Annotated in this window: 20 protein-coding genes; 9 read left to right on the top strand and 11 right to left on the bottom strand. The window is 63.4% G+C overall.

Annotation, left to right across the window (positions count from 1 at the left end; all coding sequences use genetic code 11):
- Positions 1-25: 25 nt before the first annotated feature.
- Complete coding sequence (locus A9K65_RS18660) at positions 26-709, bottom strand: response regulator transcription factor (RefSeq protein WP_024503826.1); 684 nt, start codon at positions 707-709, stop codon at positions 26-28.
- A 175-nt stretch (positions 710-884) separates the two neighbouring features.
- Between A9K65_RS18660 and A9K65_RS18655 the strand changes: the two genes are divergently transcribed.
- The 4 genes from A9K65_RS18655 to A9K65_RS18640 all read left to right on the top strand — a co-directional run bounded on the left by A9K65_RS18655 (position 885) and on the right by A9K65_RS18640 (position 3,837).
- Entirely contained in the window at positions 885-1,580 is a 696-nt protein-coding gene (locus tag A9K65_RS18655; protein WP_064994030.1) for a fumarylacetoacetate hydrolase family protein, read from the top strand.
- 4 nt (positions 1,581-1,584) lie between these two features.
- Positions 1,585-2,235 carry a maleylacetoacetate isomerase gene (gene maiA, locus A9K65_RS18650; RefSeq protein WP_064993675.1) on the top strand — a complete coding sequence of 217 codons (651 nt, stop codon included), beginning with the start codon at positions 1,585-1,587 and terminating at the stop codon, positions 2,233-2,235.
- Positions 2,225-2,704 carry a DUF4262 domain-containing protein gene (locus A9K65_RS18645; RefSeq protein ID WP_064993676.1) on the top strand — a complete coding sequence of 160 codons (480 nt, stop codon included), beginning with the start codon at positions 2,225-2,227 and terminating at the stop codon, positions 2,702-2,704. Before maiA ends, A9K65_RS18645 begins: the two co-directional genes overlap by 11 nt.
- Positions 2,705-2,796: 92 nt before the next feature.
- Positions 2,797-3,837, top strand: coding sequence for a zinc-dependent alcohol dehydrogenase family protein (locus A9K65_RS18640; protein WP_064993677.1), 1,041 nt, complete (start codon positions 2,797-2,799; stop codon positions 3,835-3,837).
- An 18-nt stretch (positions 3,838-3,855) separates the two neighbouring features.
- Here A9K65_RS18640 and A9K65_RS18635 read toward each other — a convergent pair whose 3' ends face one another.
- Positions 3,856-4,746 (bottom strand): DMT family transporter, encoded by an 891-nt coding sequence (locus A9K65_RS18635; protein ID WP_063168159.1) that lies wholly within the window; start codon positions 4,744-4,746, stop codon positions 3,856-3,858.
- Between the two features lie 104 nt (positions 4,747-4,850).
- Here A9K65_RS18635 and A9K65_RS18630 point away from each other — a divergent pair, with 104 nt between their 5' ends.
- A complete protein-coding gene (locus A9K65_RS18630; protein WP_064993678.1) occupies positions 4,851-6,254 on the top strand; it encodes a PLP-dependent aminotransferase family protein in 1,404 nt (467 codons plus the stop codon).
- 234 nt (positions 6,255-6,488) lie between these two features.
- Positions 6,489-7,685: a CmlA/FloR family chloramphenicol efflux MFS transporter gene (gene cml / locus A9K65_RS18625; protein WP_064993679.1), complete on the top strand. Its 1,197-nt coding sequence runs from the start codon at positions 6,489-6,491 to the stop codon at positions 7,683-7,685.
- A 49-nt stretch (positions 7,686-7,734) separates the two neighbouring features.
- Here the strand turns inward: cml and A9K65_RS18620 are convergent, their stop codons facing one another.
- Positions 7,735-8,628, bottom strand: coding sequence for a LysR family transcriptional regulator (locus tag A9K65_RS18620; protein WP_064994031.1), 894 nt, complete (start codon positions 8,626-8,628; stop codon positions 7,735-7,737).
- 128 nt (positions 8,629-8,756) lie between these two features.
- Here A9K65_RS18620 and A9K65_RS18615 point away from each other — a divergent pair, with 128 nt between their 5' ends.
- Entirely contained in the window at positions 8,757-10,211 is a 1,455-nt protein-coding gene (locus A9K65_RS18615) for an MFS transporter (RefSeq protein WP_064993680.1), read from the top strand.
- 37 nt (positions 10,212-10,248) lie between these two features.
- On the opposite strand, the gene A9K65_RS18610 is transcribed toward A9K65_RS18615, so the two are convergent.
- From A9K65_RS18610 to A9K65_RS18600, 3 genes are all read right to left on the bottom strand, one after another.
- Positions 10,249-10,746, bottom strand: coding sequence for a MaoC family dehydratase (locus A9K65_RS18610; RefSeq protein WP_013531248.1), 498 nt, complete (start codon positions 10,744-10,746; stop codon positions 10,249-10,251).
- A gap of 190 nt (positions 10,747-10,936) precedes the next feature.
- The gene (locus tag A9K65_RS18605) at positions 10,937-11,365 is read right to left on the bottom strand and encodes a phasin family protein (RefSeq protein ID WP_064993681.1); all 429 of its coding nucleotides are present in this window, start codon (positions 11,363-11,365) and stop codon (positions 10,937-10,939) included.
- Between the two features lie 111 nt (positions 11,366-11,476).
- Positions 11,477-12,772, bottom strand: coding sequence for a DUF445 domain-containing protein (locus A9K65_RS18600; protein WP_064993682.1), 1,296 nt, complete (start codon positions 12,770-12,772; stop codon positions 11,477-11,479).
- A 276-nt stretch (positions 12,773-13,048) separates the two neighbouring features.
- Between A9K65_RS18600 and rirA the strand changes: the two genes are divergently transcribed.
- Complete coding sequence (gene rirA, locus A9K65_RS18595) at positions 13,049-13,513, top strand: iron-responsive transcriptional regulator RirA (protein ID WP_013531245.1); 465 nt, start codon at positions 13,049-13,051, stop codon at positions 13,511-13,513.
- A gap of 123 nt (positions 13,514-13,636) precedes the next feature.
- Here the strand turns inward: rirA and A9K65_RS18590 are convergent, their stop codons facing one another.
- Genes A9K65_RS18590 through hemP form a run of 5 tightly spaced genes read right to left on the bottom strand, consistent with a single transcriptional unit; the run spans position 13,637 to position 17,755 of the window.
- On the bottom strand, positions 13,637-14,428 hold the full coding sequence (locus A9K65_RS18590) for a heme ABC transporter ATP-binding protein (RefSeq protein ID WP_064993683.1): 792 nt from the start codon (positions 14,426-14,428) through the stop codon (positions 13,637-13,639).
- Positions 14,429-14,434: 6 nt separating this feature from the next.
- Positions 14,435-15,532: an iron ABC transporter permease gene (locus A9K65_RS18585; RefSeq protein ID WP_064993684.1), complete on the bottom strand. Its 1,098-nt coding sequence runs from the start codon at positions 15,530-15,532 to the stop codon at positions 14,435-14,437.
- An 11-nt stretch (positions 15,533-15,543) separates the two neighbouring features.
- Positions 15,544-16,452, bottom strand: a complete 909-nt coding sequence (locus A9K65_RS18580; protein WP_064993685.1) for a hemin ABC transporter substrate-binding protein — start codon at positions 16,450-16,452, stop codon at positions 15,544-15,546.
- A gap of 11 nt (positions 16,453-16,463) precedes the next feature.
- Entirely contained in the window at positions 16,464-17,525 is a 1,062-nt protein-coding gene (locus tag A9K65_RS18575; protein WP_064993686.1) for a hemin-degrading factor, read from the bottom strand.
- Positions 17,526-17,548: 23 nt separating this feature from the next.
- Entirely contained in the window at positions 17,549-17,755 is a 207-nt protein-coding gene (gene hemP, locus A9K65_RS18570; protein WP_063168168.1) for a hemin uptake protein HemP, read from the bottom strand.
- Between the two features lie 198 nt (positions 17,756-17,953).
- Here hemP and A9K65_RS18565 point away from each other — a divergent pair, with 198 nt between their 5' ends.
- The gene (locus A9K65_RS18565; RefSeq protein ID WP_084015782.1) at positions 17,954-20,152 is read left to right on the top strand and encodes a TonB-dependent hemoglobin/transferrin/lactoferrin family receptor; all 2,199 of its coding nucleotides are present in this window, start codon (positions 17,954-17,956) and stop codon (positions 20,150-20,152) included.
- The last annotated feature ends 3 nt before the right edge of the window (positions 20,153-20,155 follow it).

Genomic DNA, 20,155 nt, shown 5'->3' with positions numbered 1-20,155 from the left:
TCCCCTTGAACGGCAGGGTAAAAGCTCAAAACCCAGCCTGATCGCGAAACAGCTCCGCATTGTCCAGTTTCGACACCTCGATCACTGCCTGCGTGCGGCTGTACACATTGAGCTTGCGCAGGATTTCCGACACATGCGCTTTCACCGTGGTCTCTCCCACCTGCAGCTCGTAGGCGATCTGCTTGTTGAGCAGGCCCTGGCGCAGCATCTGCAGCACGCGCAGTTGCTGCGGCGTTAGCGTCGACAGGCGCTGCACCATGTCGGCGCGGTCGGCGCTGTCGGCGTCCGGCGGCCGGCCTTCATAGGTCTCCGGCACATAGATCGCGCCTTCCATCACCGAGCGGATGGCTGCGGCGAGGTCGCTCTTGCGCGCCGATTTCGGGATGAAGCCGGCAGCGCCATAGGACAGCGCTTCGGAAATGATCTTCGGCTCCTCGTAACCAGAGACGATCACCACGGGCAGGCGCGGATAGCGGGTCCGGAGTTGCAGCAGGCCGTCAAAACCGTGCACGTCGGGCATCGAGAGGTCGAGAAGCGCGAGGTCGAACGGCTTGGCATCGGCCAGAAGATCGAGCGCCTCGGTGATCGAGCGCGCCTCCACCGTGTCGACTTCCGGATAGGCCATCTGCACGGCGCTGTGCAGCGCCTCACGAAACAGCGGATGGTCGTCGATGATCAGAAACCGGGCGCGATCGTGGGTTGCGGTCATGGGGTTCATTTCAGTTCGTGAGCGATTAGAATAACCTCTCCACCATGGCCAGATTATTGCCAAATAGTATATCGCCATCTCCGGCGGAAAGTGCCGCCGGCACTTTCTCGACCAAATCGCCTTGTCCAGGCCCCCAAATCGGTCGAATGTTCCGGCAACCAAGCAGAGACCCTTGATGACAGAATTCGTCCTTCCCCTGCCCGCAACCGCATCGGTGGCCGTTGCCGGCTCGTCCGATCGTTTTGCGGTGCGCCGTATCTACTGCGTCGGCCGCAACTACGCGGCGCATGCCCGCGAATTCGGCAATGACGAGCGTGATCCGCCCTTCTTCTTCACCAAGCCGGCCGACGCGGTGGTCGATTCCGGCACCGCTATCCCCTACCCGCCGCTGACGGCCAATCTGCACCACGAGATCGAACTGGTGGCCGCGATCGGCAAAGCCGGCTTCCGCATTCCCCGCGACAAGGCGCTGGACCATGTCTGGGGCTACGGCGTCGGCATCGACCTCACCCGCCGCGACCTGCAGGACGAGGCCAAGAAGGCCGCCCGGCCCTGGGACTGGTCGAAGGCCTTCGACCGCTCCGCCCCTTGCAGCCCGTTGGTGCAAGCGCACGAATCCGGCCACCCACAGAAGGGCCGCATCTGGCTCGCCGTCAACGGCAAGGTCAGGCAGGATGCCGACCTCGCCGAACTGATCTGGCCGATACCGGATATCGTGTCGATCTGCAGCGAGGCGATGGAGCTCGAGCCCGGCGACCTGATCTTCACCGGTACGCCAGCAGGCGTCGGCGCGGTTGGCCCCGGCGACACGATGACCGGCGGCGTCGACGGCATCGGGACCATCGAAGTGACCATCGGCCAGCCGAAGTGAGGCCATGAGCGAACTCGTCCTGCACAACTACTACCGCTCCTCCACCTCGTATCGGGTGCGGATCGCGCTGGAGATGAAGGGGCTGAGCTACGACTACGTCCCGCATCATTTGCGCCATGGCGAGCATCTGGAACCAGCCTATCTCGCGGTCAATCCGCAAGGGCTGGTGCCGGCGCTGATCCTCGGCGACGGCACGCTGCTGACGCAATCGCTGGCGATCATCGAATTCCTCGACGAGACCAGCCCGGAACCACCGCTATTGCCAAGGGATGCGGCCGGTCGGGCACGGGTCAGAATGCTGGCGCAGATGATCGCCTGCGACATCCACCCGGTGAACAATCTGCGCGTGCTGACCTCGCTGCGCACGCTGTTCGGCGCCGGCGACGAGGACGTCGTCAACTGGTTCCGCCACTGGGTGAACGAGGGCTTTCAGCCGCTTGAAAAGATCCTGGCCTTGTCGGCGGAGACCGGAACATTCTGCCATGGCGACGCGCCGGGTCTGGCTGACATCTGCCTCGCCGCACAGATTGCCAGCAATGCCCGCTTTGGCGTCGATCTGACGCCCTACCCGACGATCGCGCGCATCAACGCCGCCTGCATGGCGCTGCCGGCCTTCCAGAAAGCGGCGCCCCAGAACCAGATCGATGCCGAATAGAGAAGCCACCGATCCAGAGGAAGTAAAGGCGCTTGCCGACATCGAGGCCTATGGCTGCCATATCCTGTACGTGCTGGAGGAAGGCGACCTGGCGCCCTTCGCCTATTCAGTCGGTATCGAGCACAATTTCGGGGCTCCAGAATTGGTCGTGATAGGTCTGAGGCCTGAAATCTCGCAGTCCATCATCAACGAGTATTGCAGACGGGTCCACTCAGGCGAGGTTTTCGAACCAGGACAGCGAACGTCCGGCTTCGTCAAAGACTTCGACTGCCAGTTCGACGCTGTTCATATCGAGCACTACCCCGAGCATTTCGGCTGGGATCTCTGGTTCTACGACGGCCCGGATTTCCGTGTCGTGCAGCTGATTTTTCCGACGACTGAAGGCCTCTGGCCATGGGACGCCGAGGCCGACGACTGGTTCCGAGCCTGGCAGCCGCTGCTCGACACGGCTCCCGCGTCCCAGGCCTGATCGACGGCATCAATTTCGGACTCGCCGCGCCAAGGAATCGGCTATCTTCGCGCTTCGATGCGCGTGGTCCGTGAAATTATTTGGAGTTATCGATGAAAGCCGTCGTCTTCGAGAAATTCGGCGAAGCGCCGAGGATCCAGACCGTTCCTGATCCGAAGCCGGCAGCCGATGGCGTCGTCATCAAGGTCGAGGCGACCGGTCTGTGCCGCAGCGACTGGCATGGCTGGATGGGTCATGACGAAGGCATCACGCTGCCGCACGTGCCGGGCCACGAACTTGCCGGCATCGTCGTCGCCGCGGGCAGGCAGGTCACACGCTGGAAGGCCGGCGAGCGCGTCACAGTGCCGTTCGCCGTCGGCTGCGGCCGCTGCTTCGAGTGTAATTCGGGCAATCACCAGGTCTGCGAGCACCAGACACAGCCTGGCTTCACCGGCTGGGGCTCGTTTGCCGAATATGTCGCCATCGAACATGCCGACACCAATCTTGTGCGCCTGCCCGACGAGATGGAATTCGCCACCGCCGCCAGCCTCGGCTGCCGCTTCGTCACTTCGTTTCGAGCCATTGTCGACCAGGGCCGGGTGAAGCCGGGCGAATGGGTCGCGGTGCATGGCTGCGGCGGCGTCGGCCTGTCGGCGATTATGATTGCCAGCGCCATGGGCGCCAATGTCATCGCCATCGATCTCACCGACGAGAAACTGGATTTCGCCAAAAAGATCGGCGCCGTCGCCACCATCAATGCATCTACGACGCCGAACGTGGTCAAGGCGGTCAAGCAGATCACCAATGGCGGCGCGCATATGTCGATGGACGCGCTCGGCCACCCCACCACCTCGTTCAATTCGATATCCAATCTGCGCCGGCGCGGCCGCCATGTGCAGGTCGGTCTGATGCTGGGCGAGCATGCCCGGCCGCAGGTGCCGATGGACAAGGTGATCGCCTTCGAGCTCGAAATCCTCGGCAGCCACGGCATGCAGGCCTACCGCTACCAGGCGATGATGGACATGATCCGCAACGGCAAGCTGAAGCCCGAACTGCTGGTCGGCAAGAGGATCAGCCTCGACGAGGCGCCTGCGGCCCTGATGGCGATGGGCGGCTTCGAGGGCATTGGGATTGGGGTGGTGACGAAGTTTTAGGCGAGGACGGCACCGTCGTCAGGCGATCGCGCGTCGTGGCAATTCCTGCTTCGCGAATCGCTTGGCGCCTACGACGCAAAGCACCACGCCAAGCGTGACGACGACCATCAACGAACTGACCTGTTCGTGCAGCAGCGTCGCTGCCAGTGCCAGTCCGAAGAATGGCTGCAGCAGCTGCAACTGTCCGACCGCGGCGATGCCGCCTTGCGCCAGGCCGCGATACCAGAACACGAAGCCGATCAGCATGCTGAACAACGAGACATAGGCAAGCCCCATCCACGCACTGACGCCGACGCCGTCGAACGACGGCGGCATGGTCAGCAGCGTCAGCACCAGCATGATCGGCAGCGACAGCACCAGCGCCCAGCAGATCACTTGCCAGCCGCCGAGCCTGCGCGACAGCGCGGCGCCCTCGGCATAGCCGAGGCCGCAAGCGATGATGGCAGCCAGCATCAGACCGTCGCCAACCGGCGAGGCCGTCACGCCCTGCGTCAGCGCAAAGCCCGCGACCAGCGCACTGCCTATGCATGAAAACAACCAGAACGCCGGGCGCGGCCGATCGCCGCCGCGCAGCACGCCGAATATCGCAGTGGCCAGCGGCAGCAGGCCGACGAAGATAATGGAATGGGCCGTGGTGACGTGCTTCAGCGCCAGCGCGGTCAGCAAGGGAAAGCCGACAACCACGCCAAGTGCCACGATCACCAGCGACAGCAGATCGCCGCGCTCCGGGCGTTTCTGCCGAAACAGGAGCAGGAGCGCAAGGCCAAGCAGTCCGGCAATCGCCGCCCGGGCCGAGGTCAGGAATGTCGGATCGAATTCCCTGACCGCCACCCGCGTCGCCGGCAGCGAGCCGCTGAAGATCAACACGCCGATGAATCCATTCATCCAGCCACTCGCGGTCTTGTCCATCGTATGCTCCGTTTGTCGGCTCCGTATCGCGCGGAGCCGGTAGTATCGCCAGAGACAATGCGGTACAATTATGCAAAACTGTCATGGTCAGCAGAGCAGTACGGATGGACAAGCAGACTACAGGAAGCGAGAGCGGCGGTACGCTGGTCGAAGGCGTCATGGCGACGATCCGCCAACGGATCGCGGCGCGCAGCCTGACGCCGGGAGCGCAATTGCCGTCGATCCGCACCTTTGCCAAATCCATGCGAGTGTCCAAATCCACCGTGGTCGAAGCCTATGAGCGGCTCGCCGCCGAAGGCGCGATCCGCTCGCGGCCGGGCTCCGGCTTCTATGCCGCCGGATCGCTGGCGCCGCTGTCGCTGGCCGAAATCGGCCCCCGCCTCGACCGCGCCGTCGATCCGCTCTGGATCTCGCGACAGTCCCTGGAGGCCGGCGATGACATGCTGAAGCCCGGCTGCGGCTGGCTGCCCGCTTCATGGATGCCACAGGCAGGGCTGCGCCGGGCACTGCGCACGGTGGCGCGTGCCGACGATGTCGCACTGGCCGATTACGGCACGCCGCTCGGCCTGCCACCGCTGCGGCAATTGCTGGCGCGGCGCATGGCCGGGCATGGCATCGAGGCCTCGCCCGAGCAGATCATGCTGACGGAATCAGGCACGCAGGCCATCGACCTCCTGTGCCGGTTCCTGATCGAGCCCGGCGACACCGTGCTGGTCGACGACCCCTGCTACTTCAACTTCCACGCCCTGTTGCGCGCTCACCGGGCTAAGGTCGTCAGCGTTCCCTACACGCCGTCGGGGCCGGATATCGATCTGTTCGCGCAGGCGTTGGCCGAGCATCGGCCACGCCTCTACATCACCAATTCCGGCATCCACAATCCGACCGGCGCGGTGCTGTCGCCAGTCACCGCACACCGGCTGCTGAAACTCGCCGACCAATCGCAATTGACCATCGTCGAGGACGACATCTTCGCCGATTTCGAACATGCGCCCGCCCCCAGGCTGGCGGCTTTCGATGGTCTCAACCGCGTTGTCCATATCGGCAGCTTCTCGAAGACACTGTCGGCATCGGTTCGCTGCGGCTTCATCGCCGCACCGCACGACTGGATCGAGCCCCTGACCGACCTCAAGATCGCCACGACCTTCGGCGGCGGCCGGCTCGCGGCCGAACTGGTGCTGACGTTGCTGAAGGACGGCAGCTACCGCAAGCACATGGATTTGCTGCGCGCGAAGCTTGCGCGCGCCATGGGCGAGACGGCCGCCCACCTGAAAGCGATCGGCATCACGCCGTGGATCGACCAGCCGGCTGGCCTCTTCCTGTGGTGCAGCCTGCCGGACGGCGTCGATGCGGCCGAAGTCGCCCGCCGCTCGCTGGCCGACAACATCGTGCTGGCGCCCGGCAACGCATTCAGCCTGTCCGGAACGGCTGGCCGTTTCCTGCGCTTCAACGTTGCCCAATGCGCGGACGAGCGGATTTTCAGGGTGCTCGAGGCGGCGATGGCGCGTTGACGCGCATCAAGCTGATCCTGTTGCCTGTGCAACCTTCGGCTGCTAGGGAAACGCGAGCGCACTCGAGAGAATATTCGCGCCATCATTTTCCGGGATAGCGTTTATGGGAACCAGCAAGTCAGCAGACAAGTAGGCCGCAACAGCACTTCGTTGTTGCGGCGGCCCGTCATTTCCCATCTTCAGTGAGAACGGCAGATCGCCGCCAAATGTAGCCATTTGAGCGGATGTTCAATCATGCCTCTTCCAAAAAACCCGACATGGACCACTTCCCTGCCAGCAGCCATGGTGCTGATGGCGCCCTTCGCCATCCTGGCCTCGCTGGCCATGGACATCTACCTCCCGATTGTCCCGGCGATGCCGGGGATCCTCGAGACATCGCCTGATGTCATCCAGCTGACGCTGAGCCTCTACATGATCTGTCTTGGGCTCGGCCAAGTCGTCTTCGGCCCGATTTCCGACAGGATCGGCAGGCGCCCGGTGCTGATCGGTGGCGCGCTTTTGTTTTCAGGCGCTTCCTTTCTGCTCGCCAGCACCTCGCTGGCCGCTGTCTTCGTCGTCCTGCGCGTCGTGCAGGCCATTGGTGCGTCCGCCATTCTCGTTGCAACCTTCGCAACGGTTCGCGACGTCTATGCGCAAAGACCCGAAAGTGCCGTCATTTACGGCCTGTTCAGCTCGATGTTGGCTTTCGTGCCGGCGTTGGGGCCGGTTGCCGGTGCGTTGATTGCCGACAATTTCGGCTGGCGGGCGATCTTCCTGACGCTCGGAGTCCTGGCCACGGCAGCTACCCTCAATGCATGGCCGAAATGGCACGAAACCCGCCCCTCGAATGGCGATACCAGGCGAATGGCGCTTCGACCCATTCTCTCCAGTCTTGCCTTTTGGACCTACACGCTTGCATTCAGTGCCGCCATGGGCGCCTTCTTCGTGTTCTTTTCGACTGCGCCACGGGTGCTCATGGATCGGGCCGGCCTTTCACAGTTCGGCTTCAGTCTAGCCTTCGCCACCGCGGCGCTGGTGATGATCGTCACCACCCGCTTCGCCAGAAGGTTCATTGCAAGCTGGGGCATCGCCGGCAGTGCCATCAGGGGCATGGCGATGCTGCTGTTCGGCGCGGCGCTATTGGCAGTGGGGCAACTGTTCGCACAGCCGTCCTTCGCGACATTTATCTTGCCGATGTGGGTCGTTGCCGTGGGTATCGTCTTCATTGTCTCAGTCACCGCAAACGGTGCACTCGAGGCGTTTGGCGATGTCGCGGGAACCGCAGTCGCACTCTACTTCTGCATCCAGAGCCTTGTCGTCGGCATCTTCGGCACGTTGTTCGTCGTCCTGCTCGGCGGAGACACGGCGTGGCCGCTGGTCGCCTACTGTTCGGTCATGGCGACGCTCACACTAAGCGCACTGAGGCATTTGCAGAAACGCCAAACCGAATAGACTGGACAGATGAGAAGCCTGGGCGGTTGGCGCAGGCTTCTCATCGTTGTCAGCGCGACGCCGCACACACCTCCCGCACACAGTCGCGCAACCAGCGTTGCGCCGGATCGGCATCGAGGCGCGGATGCCAGAGCATGGAGATAGTGACTTCCGCGGTGGCAACCGGCAGGGGAAAACTGCGCATGCCGGCGCGTGCGCCCTCGGTATGCCGCTCCGGAACGCTGGCGATCAGGTCTGATGTGCGGGCCATGGCAAGGGCTGCCGAGAAACCGGAAACCATGCACACGACGGTCCGCCGCAGCCCGAGCCGGTTCAAAGCCTCGTCGATCGGCCCTTTCTCGCGGCCACGCCGTGAAACGCTGATGTGTCGGCCTGCGGCATAGCGCTCAGGCGTCACCGCGCCCTCGGTCAAGGGATGGCCCGTTCGCACGGCGCCGATGAAGCGGTCGCGAAGCAACGCCTGGATGCGCACCTCCGGGCCGGTCTCGCCAGCGACGCCTATGTCCAGATCGATCGCCGCGTCGCGCAACGACATGACGTCCCGGTCGGACTTCGGTGCAAAGCGCAGCCGCACGCCGGGCGCATCGGCCTGGATACGAGCAACGAGACGAGGTGCGAACTCTTCGACGAAGCTCTCATTGGTGCGCAGCGTGAAGACCCTGTCCAGGTTCGGGAGATCGAGCAAGGTGGCAGGGCGCAGGAGCGCCTCCGCATCCTGGACGACACGGCCTACCTGCTGTCGCAGTTCTTCCGCACGCGGCGTCGCCACAAGGCCTCGACCGGCGCGAACCAGCAGCGGATCGCCCGTCGCCTGGCGCAGTCGCGCCAGCGTGCGGCTCATCGCCGAAGGGCTGAGGCGTAGGCGGCTGGCGGCGCGCGCCACGCTGCCTTCGGTCAGCAGGACGTCGAGAGCGAACAGTAAGTTGAGATCGGGTGATGTCATCGGCAGATCATGACATGATATGGCGCCAAACGCACGAATAAGATGCAAATGCTGCGCCTTCCGCCACATTGGCCAAGGAACTAGATCTCCAGCAGTTCCGGTTGTGGGACTGATCGAAGGAGACCGCCGTGGCAATCGCTGAGCAAAATCCGGACGGGCTGACATCGGCGCCACCACGGATGCAATCCGCCGGCTGGGCGTTGGCAAGCCTGTCGCTCGCCACACTGCTGTCGTCGCTGGGAACCAGCATTGCCAGCGTCGGGCTGCCGTCGCTGATGCAGAATTTCGGCGCGACGTTCCAGGCCGTGCAATGGGTTGTTCTGGCCTATCTCCTCGCCATCACCACACTGATCGTCAGCGCCGGCCGGCTGGCCGACATGTTCGGGCGCCGACCGTTGCTGCTTGGGGGCATCGCGCTGTTCACGTCCGCATCGGTGCTCTGCGGCCTGGCGCCGACACTCTGGCTGCTGATTGCCGCACGCGCCGTGCAGGGACTTGGCGCAGCGCTGATGATGGCGCTGACGCTGGCCTTCGTCGCCGAAACCGTGACCAAAGACAGAATCGGCGGCGCCATGGGCCTGCTCGGCGCCATGTCCGCGATCGGCACGACACTTGGCCCCTTGCTCGGCGGCCTTTTGATCACCGGCTTCGGCTGGCGGGCAATCTTCCTCGTCAATGTCCCGCTGGGAGTGCTCACCTTCGTTCTTGCCTGGCGTGCCCTGCCGGCACGCAATAAAACCGCGCGGCTCGACCGAGGCACGTTCGATGTCGTGGGCACCGCCCTGCTGGCCCTGACGTTGGCCGCCTATGCGCTGGCGATGACGCTGGGCAGAGGCAATTTCGGCACGCTCAACATCGGCCTGCTGATCGCCGCCGGCACCGGCGTTTTTCTTTTCGCCGCCGCGCAGGCGAGAGTGAAAAACCCCTTGATCCGGCTTGCCAGCTTCCGCGATCTTCAGCTGAGTGCCAGTCTCGCCATGAGCCTCGTCGTCGCCACGGTGATGATGGCGACGCTGGTGGTGGCTCCGTTCTACCTGTCGCGCGGGCTCGGGCTGGATGCTGCAATGGTGGGTGCGGTGCTGTCGACCGGCCCGCTCGTCTCGACCTTGTCGGCGTTGGTCGCCGGACGCCTGACCGACCGCTTCGGCGCTCATAGGATGATGGTCGCAGGCCTGCTCAGCCTCACGACAGGCACGTTCCTGCTGTCGCTCGCCGTGACCAGATTCGGCATTGCCGGCTATGTCGTTGCGATCACCGTCACCTGCATCGGCTACGCGCTGTTCCAGACGTCGAACAATGCAGCCGTCATGACCGGCGTTGACGCGGGTCAGCGCGGCGTCGTCTCCGGTCTGCTCAACCTTTCGCGCAATCTCGGGCTCATCACCGGCGCCTCGTTGATGGGCGCTATATTCGCCGTCGCATCGGCCGAAGGGCACGAAGGCATTGGTCTTCTGAGTTCCGAGGCCGCCGCCCGGGGAATGCAGGTCACCTTTCAGACGGCGACGGTGCTGGCGCTGGCTGCGCTGTTCCTCGCACTGCTCTCGGCCCGCGCCACAGGCCGCGCAGAATCCAGGGCTTCGTGACGCGCACACCGCTCAGAGAGTAGAATTCCAAACAGGCTCAGGCACCTGCCCGCTTGCGGCGTTCATAGAGCATGACCAGCGTTTCCGCCGTCAAGGCAGGCTTTTCCTCGCCTTCGATCTCGACCGTGTTGGCCGCCTTCATCAGATACTGGCCCGGGCCCCTGTCCTCCATGGACAGCAGCGTGATGCGCAGTCTGATGCGGGCGCCGACCCTGACCGGCGCCAGGAAGCGTACTTTGTCGAAGCCATAATTGAAGGCGGCCTGCGTATTCTCGGGCACGATGCCCATGCCGAGCGCCAGCGCGCCGATGATCGACAGCGTCAGATAGCCATGCGCGATCGTCGTGCGGAACGGGCTTTGCCGCCGCGCCCTTTCAGGGTCGACATGAATCCATTGATGGTCGCCGGTGCATTCAGCGAACTGATCGATGCGGTTCTGGTCGACCGTCGTCCACTCCGACACGCCGAGTTCCAGCCCGGCCATCGTCCTCAACTGCTCGTAGGTAGGCGGCGTTTTAGGCCGTATTTCGTTCATTCCTGGTTTCCCGATCGCTTCCAGAGCCTCCGGACCACGAACTGACGGCCTCTGTCAATTCGCTCTACGCGAATCCGTTCCGTCGATCTCGGCCGCAATCGAGCCACGCCGCCGGCGCAGTCGCAGGCCAACTCGGGCTTTCCGGGCTTCAGGGCGGCCGGCAGCCATGAACCGGTCCCGGCCACATCCGCTACTTCTTCTCGTAGCCGGCGCGGATTTCCTCCATCGCCTCCTTGATGCGGGTGCGCAGGATGTCGACCGATTCGGCACCGGATTTCTTGACCAGTTCAGCCACTTCGCCGGCATTTTTCAACGCGGCCTCGAAGGACTTTCTGGCAAACTCCGTCTGTTTGGCCATCAGTTCCTGCGGATTGCCCGGCGCCCTGTAGCTTTGCGCCATATCGGTGACCTCGCGCAGCGTATCCTGCAGCATCTCGCGCTGCCGGGACAACAGCGAGATGGCGCCGGCGGCACCGGCTCGTGCCGATTTCTCCAGCGCTTCGAGGTTCTTGCGATGATGGGCAAGGATCGCCTCGACATCGACATTCGGCACCTTCAGGTCGCGGCCGAACCTGCCGAACATGTCCATGAAGGAATCGGATTCCGGTTGTTTTGCCATGCTTGTTTGCTCCCCTTTGCCGCGGATGCGGGCACCCTCGGATGGAGAATAACACTCGCGTGCCGTGAGTCCATTCGGACGCGGAGGAATGAGCGCCAGTCTGGCCGCGCATCAATTCACGAGGAACAGCCGCTCGGCCACATAGAGCACGACACCGGCGAGGCCGCCGATGATCATGCCGTTGAAGCGGATGTACTGCAGGTCCCGGCCGATGTTCATCTCGATCAGCCGCGTCAGTTGCGCGAGGTCCCAGCGTTTGACCTGGTCGGCGATGAATGTCGACACGCCGGCCTTCTGGCTCTCCACGAACGACGCCAGCGCCACCACGAACCCCTGGTTCATGTCGGCCCGGATCTGCGCATCGCCGGCAAGATGCCGGCCGACCTCGACGAACATGTTGGCGAGGTGCGCACGGATGACCGAATTCGGCGCCTTGGCATCCTGCTCGATGAACTGGCTGAGGCTTGCCCACATGTCGCCGGCCAATCCCTTGACCTCCGGCCGGCCCAGGAAGTCGCGCTTCAGCTTTTCGGCCCGTTTGGCATATTGTTTCGATGTCCTCAGCTTATCGATGAAGCCTTGGGCGAAGCCGTCGAATTCGGCGCGCATCGGGTGGTCGGGATCGGCCCTCACTTCGTCGAGCAGCGAGCCCGCCGAGGCGACGATCTTCTTCAGGAGATAGGCGTCGGCGCGGAACAGGTTGAACAGCGACGGCAGTTCCTTGCGGATTTTTTCGCGCATCGTTGCCAGCGCTTTTTCGTCATTGAGGAACCGCCCGATCACCTTGGTGAATTCGTCGAACAATTTCTGATGGCGGCGATCATCGGTAAGCGCCGAGAGCAGTTCGGCGGCCAGCGGCGCCAGCGGCACCTTTTCGATCTGTTCGAGCATGCGGCTTGTGACGAAGCCGCGCAGGCCGGATTGCTCTATCGCCGCAAGCGTCTGCGGCACCAGCCGCACGATGAAGCGCGACAGGCCGGCGGCGCGCTCCGTATCGGCCAGCCAATCGGCGACCAGCGCCGAAAAATCGACCTCGGCAAGCTTTTCACGCACCGGTTCGGGCGCCAGAAAGTTGACCTCGATGAAGCGGCCGAGATTGTCGGCGATGCGGTTCTGGTTCTCGGGGATAATGGCGGTGTGCGGGATCGGCAGCCCCAGCGGCCTTCGAAACAGCGCCACCACCGCGTACCAGTCGGCGAGGCCGCCGATGGTCGCCGCCTCGGCAAAGGCAGCGACGAAGCCGAGCCACGCATGGATGTGCTCGAACGATTTGGCGAGCGCAAACACCAGTACGCAAAGCGCCAGCGCGGCCGCCGCGAGGAATTTCGTCCGCCGCAACGCGGAAAGCTTCGCATCCGCTTCGGCATCGAAACGGACCGGCGTCAAGGGCGAAGCCGATTGTGACATGGGTGAGCCGCTCCTCGTCGATCTCAGCCTATCTAGTGTTCCGACGGCCGAAATACCCGCGACAGCCGGTTTCGCCCGGCATCTTGCCCGGCTGCGCACACAAAGTTGAGGAGAAAATTCATCTATCGCGCCAAGCTAGTCTGGAATTATTCCAAGGTATAGGCCATATTCCGCCTGGGCCAATGTGGCGAATCCGGAATTTCGGGTCAAAGCCGCATCAGGAAAATTTCCAGATCTGGCGTGGGTTGCACCGCCCCAGTGCCTTGTGAGGACAATATGCGGCTTACGCGCCAGACCAACTATGCCATGCGCATCTTGATGTATTGCGCGGCAAATGACGACCGATTGAGCCGTATTCCCGAGATCGCGGCCGCCTATTCGGTGTCGGAGCTTTTCCTGTTCAAGATCCTGCAGCCGCTGGTCGAGCACGGCCTCGTCCAGACTGTGCGTGGCAGGAATGGCGGCGTCAAGCTTGGCCGGGCGGCTGAAGCCATCAGCCTGTTCGATGTCGTGCGCGTGACGGAAGAGAGCTTCGCCATGGCCGAATGCTTCGAGAACGATGCCGCCGAATGCCCGCTCGTCGACAGCTGCGCGCTGAACTCGGCGCTGCGCGAGGCCCTGAATGCGTTTTTCGCAGTGCTCGCCCGCTATACGATCGCCGATCTGGTAGCGGCGCGGCCGAATGTACGCAACCTGCTCGGCATCGACATGCTGATGGAGCGCCGCGCCCCGGCTGCCTAGCGTATTTCTCCCCGTTCTACGGAGAGAAATGCCCGGCAGGGCAATGAGGGGCGGCGCCGACTTCGACAATTGGCGGGAGAAGCGCAGGAAACCGCCATTCGCAGGCCCGGCCTCACCTGAATATCAATAGACCGCCGACTGGGGCAGCACGAACGGCATATTGCCCGCCGGCAGCACGCCGACCCTGAGCCGGCAGTCGAACACTTTCTCGATCAGATCATCGCTCAGCACGTCCCGCGGCGATCCGGCGGCGGCCAGCCGGCCGCGATGCATGACGAAGATCCGCTCCGCATACATGGCCGTCAGATTGAGGTCATGCAGGATGGCGACCACGCCACCGCCCCTTCTGGCGAAGTCGCGGGCAATGTTCATGATGATCAGCTGGTGCTTGATGTCGAGGCTGGACACTGGCTCGTCGAGGAACAGAAAGCGCGGCTTGCCGTCGAGCACCGGCGCCCAGACCTGGCACAGCACGCGCGCCAACTGAACGCGCTGTTGCTCCCCGCCGGAAAGCTCCTGGTAGAAACGGCCGGCAAAGCCGTCGAGATCGACACGCGCCAGCGCCCGTTCCGGCAGCCGCGCATCCTCGCCCGGCAAGGCGCCCGAACGGCCGCCGACAAGACCAAGCTTGACCACTTCCCGCACGGTGAACGGGAACGACAGCGTCGTCGCCTGCGGCAGCACCGCGCGATGGACGGCTGCCTCGGCCGGCTTCATCGTCGAGAGATCTCGGCCGTTGAGGGCAACGCGGCCGGTATAGGCGAGTTCGCCGGAGAGCGCTTTGAGGAAGGTCGTCTTGCCCGAACCATTGGGGCCGACGATGGCGGCGATCTCGCCGGGCCGCGCGTGGAAATCGACACCACTGACGATAGGCTTGCCGGCGATATCAACCGAAACATCCTTTGCCTCGATCATCAAGCCTCACAAATCAACCACGCCGCGCTTGCGCAGCAGGATCCAAAGGAAGAACGGCGCGCCCGCTATCGCGGTGACGATGCCTATCGGCAGTTCGGCCGGCGCAACGATGGTGCGTGCGACCGCATCGGCCAGAAGCAGCAGCGAGGCGCCGAGCAGCGCCGACGCTGGCAGCAGATAGCGATTGTCCGGACCAATCAGCAGGCGCAGCAGATGCGGCACCACGATGCCGACGAAGCCGATGCCGCCGCTGACGGCGACGGATGCGCCGACCGCGGCGGAGACGCCGACGATGGCCGTGTATTTCAGCCGCTGCACCGGAATGCCGAGATGACCGGCGGTCGCCTCGCCAAGCGCCAGCGCGTTGAGGCCGCGTGCCAGGAACGGCATCGCCGCCAGCGCCAGGACGATGATCGGCCCTACCGACGCGATCTTCGCCCAGGTCGCACCACCGAGCGATCCGAGTTGCCAGAAGGTCAGGTCGCGCAACTGGCGATCGTCGGCCATGAAGATAAGGATGCCGGTCAGCGCCATGGCGAGCGCCGCCAGCGCGATGCCCGCGAGCAGCATTGTGGCAACCGAGGTTTGCCCCCGCCGCGTCGCGACCTGATAGAGCATCAGCGTGGTGGCGAGCCCGCCACAGAAGGCCGCCAGCGGCAGGGCAAGCGTGCCGAGCAAGACTGTCACCGGAGCCAATATCGTCGCGCCGAGCACGATGACGGCAACCGCGCCGAGGCTGGAGCCGGCCGAGACGCCGATCAGGCCGGGGTCCGCCAGCGGATTGCGGAACAGCCCCTGCATGACCGCGCCGGAGACGGCGAGCGCCGCGCCGACCAGCATGCCGAGGATGACGCGCGGCAGGCGGATGTCATAGACGATCAGGCTGTCGCGGGCGCTCAACGCGGCGTCGTCAGGCACTGCGCCGAACAGCCGGCCCCCGATGACGTTGGCGACCGATGCGTCCGAAGCCCCCGATGTCAGCGACAGAAAACCGGCTGCCGCGAGCCCCAGGCACAGCAGAAGGATGACGATGCGGGCGCGGCCCGACCGGTCGCCTTCGGATACGCTTGCCATCACCGGGCCGGCGATCGATTGATCGACCATGATCTGCCTGCTCAGTCCGTGACCTGCCCGCCATAAAGCGAGACAGCGAGATCGTGGATGGCATCAGCCGTGCGCGGCCCGAAGCCCAGCAGATAGGCGCCGTCGATGCGGATCAGCTTGTGCGCCGCTCCGGCCGGCGTGGAGGCGATCGATGGATTGCCGAACAGTTCGTCGTCCGAAACCGTAGGCCCGGCATTGCTCATCATCAGGATCACGTCCGGCCGGGCGGTTATGATCGCCTCGTCGGACATCTGCTTGTAGCCGGAAAAGCCCTCGACCGCGTTGACGCCGCCGGCCAGCTTGACCATGCCGTCGGCGGCGGTCTCGCTGCCGGCCGCCAGAATCTTGCCACCCTGTATCGACAGCACGAAAAGGATGCGCTTGCGCTCCTTGATCGAGGCCGTCTGCTTCTCGGCGGCCGTGAGCTTGGCATCGAGCTCCTTGGCCAGCACCTCGGCCTTGGCGTCGACGCCGAGCGCCTTGCCGACGATGCGGACCTTCTCGAGAATGCCTTCGTGGCTGTAGTGCTCGGGCACCTCGATGAACGGCACGCTCGTCTTCTTCAAGACATCGACCGCTTCCTTGGGGCCGCTGCCATGCAGCGCCAGGATGCCGGTCGGGTCGACCGACAGCACACCTTCCGGCGACAGCGCGCGCATATAGCCGACATCGGGCAGCTCAAGCGCCGCCTTTGGGAACCGGCTGGTGGAATCGCGTGCCACCAGATGCTTTTCCTGGCCGAGAGCATAGACGATCTCGGTGATCGAGCCGCCAATGGCCACGATCTTTGAAGGATCGGCAAACACGGCCGTGCCATCCGCGGCGCTGGCGGGTTGCAGTGCGATAGCAGCCATGGAGAGACCGATCACCGGCCCCAAAATAAATTCGCGCACAGCCGACAATCTTGGGAAAACACTCATAGCATTTTTTCTCAGGCTGCGGTCGGGTTTGGGATGCGCGGCAGGTTTTCCGCCAGGAAGCGCCAGTCGTCCCGCTCGCTTTCGCCTTCATGACGCTTGCCGAAGAACTGGATGATCATCTTGCCGTCGGCGTCATAGACCTCGAGCGAGGTGACATGACCGTCCTTGGTCGGCTTGCGCACGGCCCAGACCTCGTGGATGTGGTCGGTGCGCAGATGCAGGTGGAAGGTTTCGTCCAGCACGTTGATCCATGGTCCCATCGGCTTGATCGACTTGATCGGACCGGAATGGATCTGGATGCAGCCGCGGTTTCCCACAAAGCACATGATCGGCATCTCGCCCTCCGCGGCATGATGAAACATGGCCCGGACCGCCTCATTGTCGAGCTGCCAGGCATAGTCCTGCCCAACCAGGCGCACCGCCTGCCGGCGGCTTAGTTTCAGCGTCTTCAGCATACCAAAGAACTGGTGCACGTCGGTCAGCCGGCTCCAGCGGTCACGCAGATCGTCGAGATTGGCGGCCGCTTCGTCGCCATGGATCTCGTCATCGGGGAGTGGCCCCGAGATGTCGACCGTCGGTTCCTGGTTGGACGATTCGAGCGCGGCGACCAGCTTCTGATAGGCATAGAGGCTGGAGGCCGGCCGCAGATGCACCTTGTGCACGGCCTCGCCTGCCGCATCGAAGAACTGGAGGCTGCGGCGGATTTCGTCGCCGTCGCGCTTCTCGACGGCAAAGCCGTGCGCCCAGACCTTCGGGAAGATGCGCAAGTCGATGTTTTCGCCAAGCACCATGGCATTGTGGGTGCCGGTGACGACCTTGTCATAGACGCCGATCTTCTCGTGCACCGCGCTTTCATTGCGGGTCAGCGCCATGACCTCGCCGACGGCCTCGAGGCCGGTCAGAAGATCGTTGACGCGCGGCTCGATGCGGACGACGCCGTCGCCGCAATGCGCCGCGATCAGTTCGGCCTCCGAAATGCCGAGATGGGCAGCCAGATCACGCTCGCGCGTCTTCGGATTGTCTGTCCGTGCCCGCCGGATTTCATGCGGGGCGGGTTTTACGCGCTGATCCATGTCTCGGTCCCTGTTGCCTTGTCTTACTTGTTGAGAATGAGCTTGCCCTGTCGGGTGATCTTCAGCCGGTAGAGTGCACCGTGATGCTCGATGCCTATCTCGTGCTCGCCCTGGAACAGGGTGTTGCTGGAAAGGGTTCGTACCGCCAGCGGAACCCGGTCGAAATGGGGGGAGGCATCGTCGGGACGGCGGACGCGATAGCGAAAATCGTTGGGATTGTGGGTGTTCATCTGGATGGATCCCTTTCCTGTGCCGGGCGTCTGGCTAGGCGTTGCGTAATCCGATTCATTTCTTGACTTGGATAATCATGTTTACTAGTCAGTGCAATACCGGATTAAATGAGTCAACATTTAAGACGTCGGCGACGATCAAAAATGCCAGCCAGCCCCGGGCCAGCCAGCATGAAACCTGGACTTTGGAGTTGGGGCATGGGGTTTGTGACTTGGGAATGGCGCGGCCGGTCGGCGGCGAACGGCGCGGCGGCATTGCTGGCAAGTGTGGCGGCGATTGCCTTATCGGCGCAACTGGCCAACGCCCAGCAGGCGGCGCAGCCGACAGATCAAACGAAGAAGGCTGAAGAGGAAAAGGCAGCACCAGCGGGAGCAACGCTGCTCGACAAGATCCTCGTCATCAGCCGCACCGGCGAGACGGCGATCGAATCGCTGGCATCGGCCAGCCATGTCGGCCAGGAACAGCTCGACCGCCGCATGGCGACGACGCCCAATGAGATGCTGCTCGGCGTGCCCGGTGTCGCGGCGCAGGCCGACGCCAGGCGCGTCAGCACCAGCATCAACATCCGCGGCCTGCAGGATTTCGGTCGCGTCGCAGTCATCGTCGACGGCGCACGACAGAATTTCCAGCGCTCCGACCACGGCACGCAGTCGACCTTCTACATCGACCCCGAACTCGTCAAATCCGTGGATGTTATCCGTGGTCCTGTAGCCAACACCTACGGCTCGGGCGCCATCGGCGGCGTCGTCTTCTTCGACACCAAGGATGCCGAGGATTTCCTCAAGCCTGACGAGACATGGGCCGGTTCCGTCACGGGACGCTATGAGAGCAACGGCAAGGGCTGGACCACAAGTGCATCCGGCGCCTACCGCATTAACGAGAATTGGGACGTGCTGGGCAACATCGTCTACCGCGACTATGACGACTATAAGGATGGCGGCGGCGACACCGTCAAGGGCACCGGCTTCGACGTGCTCAGCGGACTGCTCAAGACCAGCATACGCCCGACCGACAACAGCGAACTGAAGCTCGGCTGGGTCGGCTCAAGCGATGGCTGGAACGAGATCAGCGGCGGTGCGCCGGTCAATGACGTCGACCTGAAGTCGAACACCTTCACGGCGCGCTACAACATCACGGATGAGGACAAGAGCTGGCTCGATCTCCACATCAACACCTCCTACAACAAGACCAACCTCGATCTGACCAGCCTTGTCCCGCAAAACCGCTTTGATCCGGTCACCGGCCTTCCCGTTGTCTTGCCGGCGGGATCGCAGTCGACATTCGACGTCGGCACCACCGGCATCGACATCTGGAACACGTCCCGGTTCGAGACGAGTGGGATCGCGCACGAGCTGACCTATGGCGGCGACTGGGTCGGCGATAACGTCGAGACCGGCGGCGCGGCTGGTGGCGACAGTTTCTACACGCCTTCGGGCAAGCGCAACGTTTCGGGCGCCTATGTCCAGGACAAGCTCACCTGGGAGTGGCTCGAAGTCATCGCCGGGCTGCGTTACGACGACTACAGTCTCAAAGATGACACCCACGACATTTCCGGCGACAGGGTATCGCCGCGCATCACCGTCGGCGTCTCCCCGTTCGAATCCGCAGGCCTTGCCGGCCTTCAGTTTTATGGCACCTATGCCGAGGGCTATCGCTCGCCATCGATCACCGAGACGCTGATCAGCGGCAATCATCCGGCAGGCGTCAGCTTTCCGTTCCTGCCCAATCCCAATCTGCGGCCGGAGACTGGAAAGACCGTCGAATTCGGCGTCAACTACAAGCAGAACGACATCTTCGAAGCCGGCGATGCGCTGCGCATCAAGGCAGCGTATTTCAACAATGATGTCGAAGATTACATCGATGGCGTTACCCTGTCGCGGTTTGACCCGACAGCCGGTTGCCCGAGCGGACCCGGTATCCCGATATGCTTCCAGTACCAGAATTTTGCCAAGGCCAAGATCGACGGCTTCGAACTGGAGGGCGTCTATGATGCCGGATGGGGCTATGCCGGGCTCTCGGCTTCAATCACCAATGGTCACACCATTTCCTACAAGGGTGTGGAAGCGGATCTCGCCACGATCCCATCATCCCAGGTCACTGCGCAGCTCGGCTTGCGCTTCCTCGAGGACAAGCTGACCGTCGGCGGCGAAGTGCAATATAATGGCAAGCCCAAGGGCAATCCGATCGCCGAGGACTACACGCTGGTCAATGCCTTTGCCAGCTACCAGGCGACGGACAATTTGAAGATTGATTTCCGCGCCGACAATCTGTTCGATGTCAAATACGCCAACCCGCTTAACCTGACCACGGCCGGCCAGCCGCCGCAGCCGGTTTTCGCGGCCTACGAGCCCGGCATAACGCTGAAGCTGGCGGCAACGATGCGGTTTGGAGGCTGATTG

Origin of the sequence: Mesorhizobium sp. WSM1497, from assembly GCF_001672455.2 — a bacterium.
GTDB classification, from domain to species: domain Bacteria; phylum Pseudomonadota; class Alphaproteobacteria; order Rhizobiales; family Rhizobiaceae; genus Mesorhizobium; species Mesorhizobium ciceri.
This window is presented reverse-complemented; position numbering and strand designations above follow the sequence as displayed.

Bases quoted from the DNA above. Each gene is read 5' to 3' on its own strand.
- A9K65_RS18660 (WP_024503826.1), bottom strand. From the start codon at position 709: ATGACCGCAACCCACGATCGCGCCCGGTTTCTGATCATCGACGACCAT.
- A9K65_RS18655 (WP_064994030.1), top strand. From the start codon at position 885: ATGACAGAATTCGTCCTTCCCCTGCCCGCAACCGCATCGGTGGCCGTT.
- maiA (WP_064993675.1), top strand. From the start codon at position 1,585: ATGAGCGAACTCGTCCTGCACAACTACTACCGCTCCTCCACCTCGTAT.
- A9K65_RS18645 (WP_064993676.1), top strand. From the start codon at position 2,225: ATGCCGAATAGAGAAGCCACCGATCCAGAGGAAGTAAAGGCGCTTGCC.
- A9K65_RS18640 (WP_064993677.1), top strand. From the start codon at position 2,797: ATGAAAGCCGTCGTCTTCGAGAAATTCGGCGAAGCGCCGAGGATCCAG.
- A9K65_RS18635 (WP_063168159.1), bottom strand. From the start codon at position 4,746: ATGGACAAGACCGCGAGTGGCTGGATGAATGGATTCATCGGCGTGTTG.
- A9K65_RS18630 (WP_064993678.1), top strand. From the start codon at position 4,851: ATGGACAAGCAGACTACAGGAAGCGAGAGCGGCGGTACGCTGGTCGAA.
- cml (WP_064993679.1), top strand. From the start codon at position 6,489: ATGCCTCTTCCAAAAAACCCGACATGGACCACTTCCCTGCCAGCAGCC.
- A9K65_RS18620 (WP_064994031.1), bottom strand. From the start codon at position 8,628: ATGACATCACCCGATCTCAACTTACTGTTCGCTCTCGACGTCCTGCTG.
- A9K65_RS18610 (WP_013531248.1), bottom strand. From the start codon at position 10,746: ATGAACGAAATACGGCCTAAAACGCCGCCTACCTACGAGCAGTTGAGG.
- A9K65_RS18605 (WP_064993681.1), bottom strand. From the start codon at position 11,365: ATGGCAAAACAACCGGAATCCGATTCCTTCATGGACATGTTCGGCAGG.
- A9K65_RS18600 (WP_064993682.1), bottom strand. From the start codon at position 12,772: ATGTCACAATCGGCTTCGCCCTTGACGCCGGTCCGTTTCGATGCCGAA.
- rirA (WP_013531245.1), top strand. From the start codon at position 13,049: ATGCGGCTTACGCGCCAGACCAACTATGCCATGCGCATCTTGATGTAT.
- A9K65_RS18590 (WP_064993683.1), bottom strand. From the start codon at position 14,428: ATGATCGAGGCAAAGGATGTTTCGGTTGATATCGCCGGCAAGCCTATC.
- A9K65_RS18585 (WP_064993684.1), bottom strand. From the start codon at position 15,532: ATGGTCGATCAATCGATCGCCGGCCCGGTGATGGCAAGCGTATCCGAA.
- A9K65_RS18580 (WP_064993685.1), bottom strand. From the start codon at position 16,452: ATGAGTGTTTTCCCAAGATTGTCGGCTGTGCGCGAATTTATTTTGGGG.
- A9K65_RS18575 (WP_064993686.1), bottom strand. From the start codon at position 17,525: ATGGATCAGCGCGTAAAACCCGCCCCGCATGAAATCCGGCGGGCACGG.
- hemP (WP_063168168.1), bottom strand. From the start codon at position 17,755: ATGAACACCCACAATCCCAACGATTTTCGCTATCGCGTCCGCCGTCCC.
- A9K65_RS18565 (WP_084015782.1), top strand. From the start codon at position 17,954: ATGGGGTTTGTGACTTGGGAATGGCGCGGCCGGTCGGCGGCGAACGGC.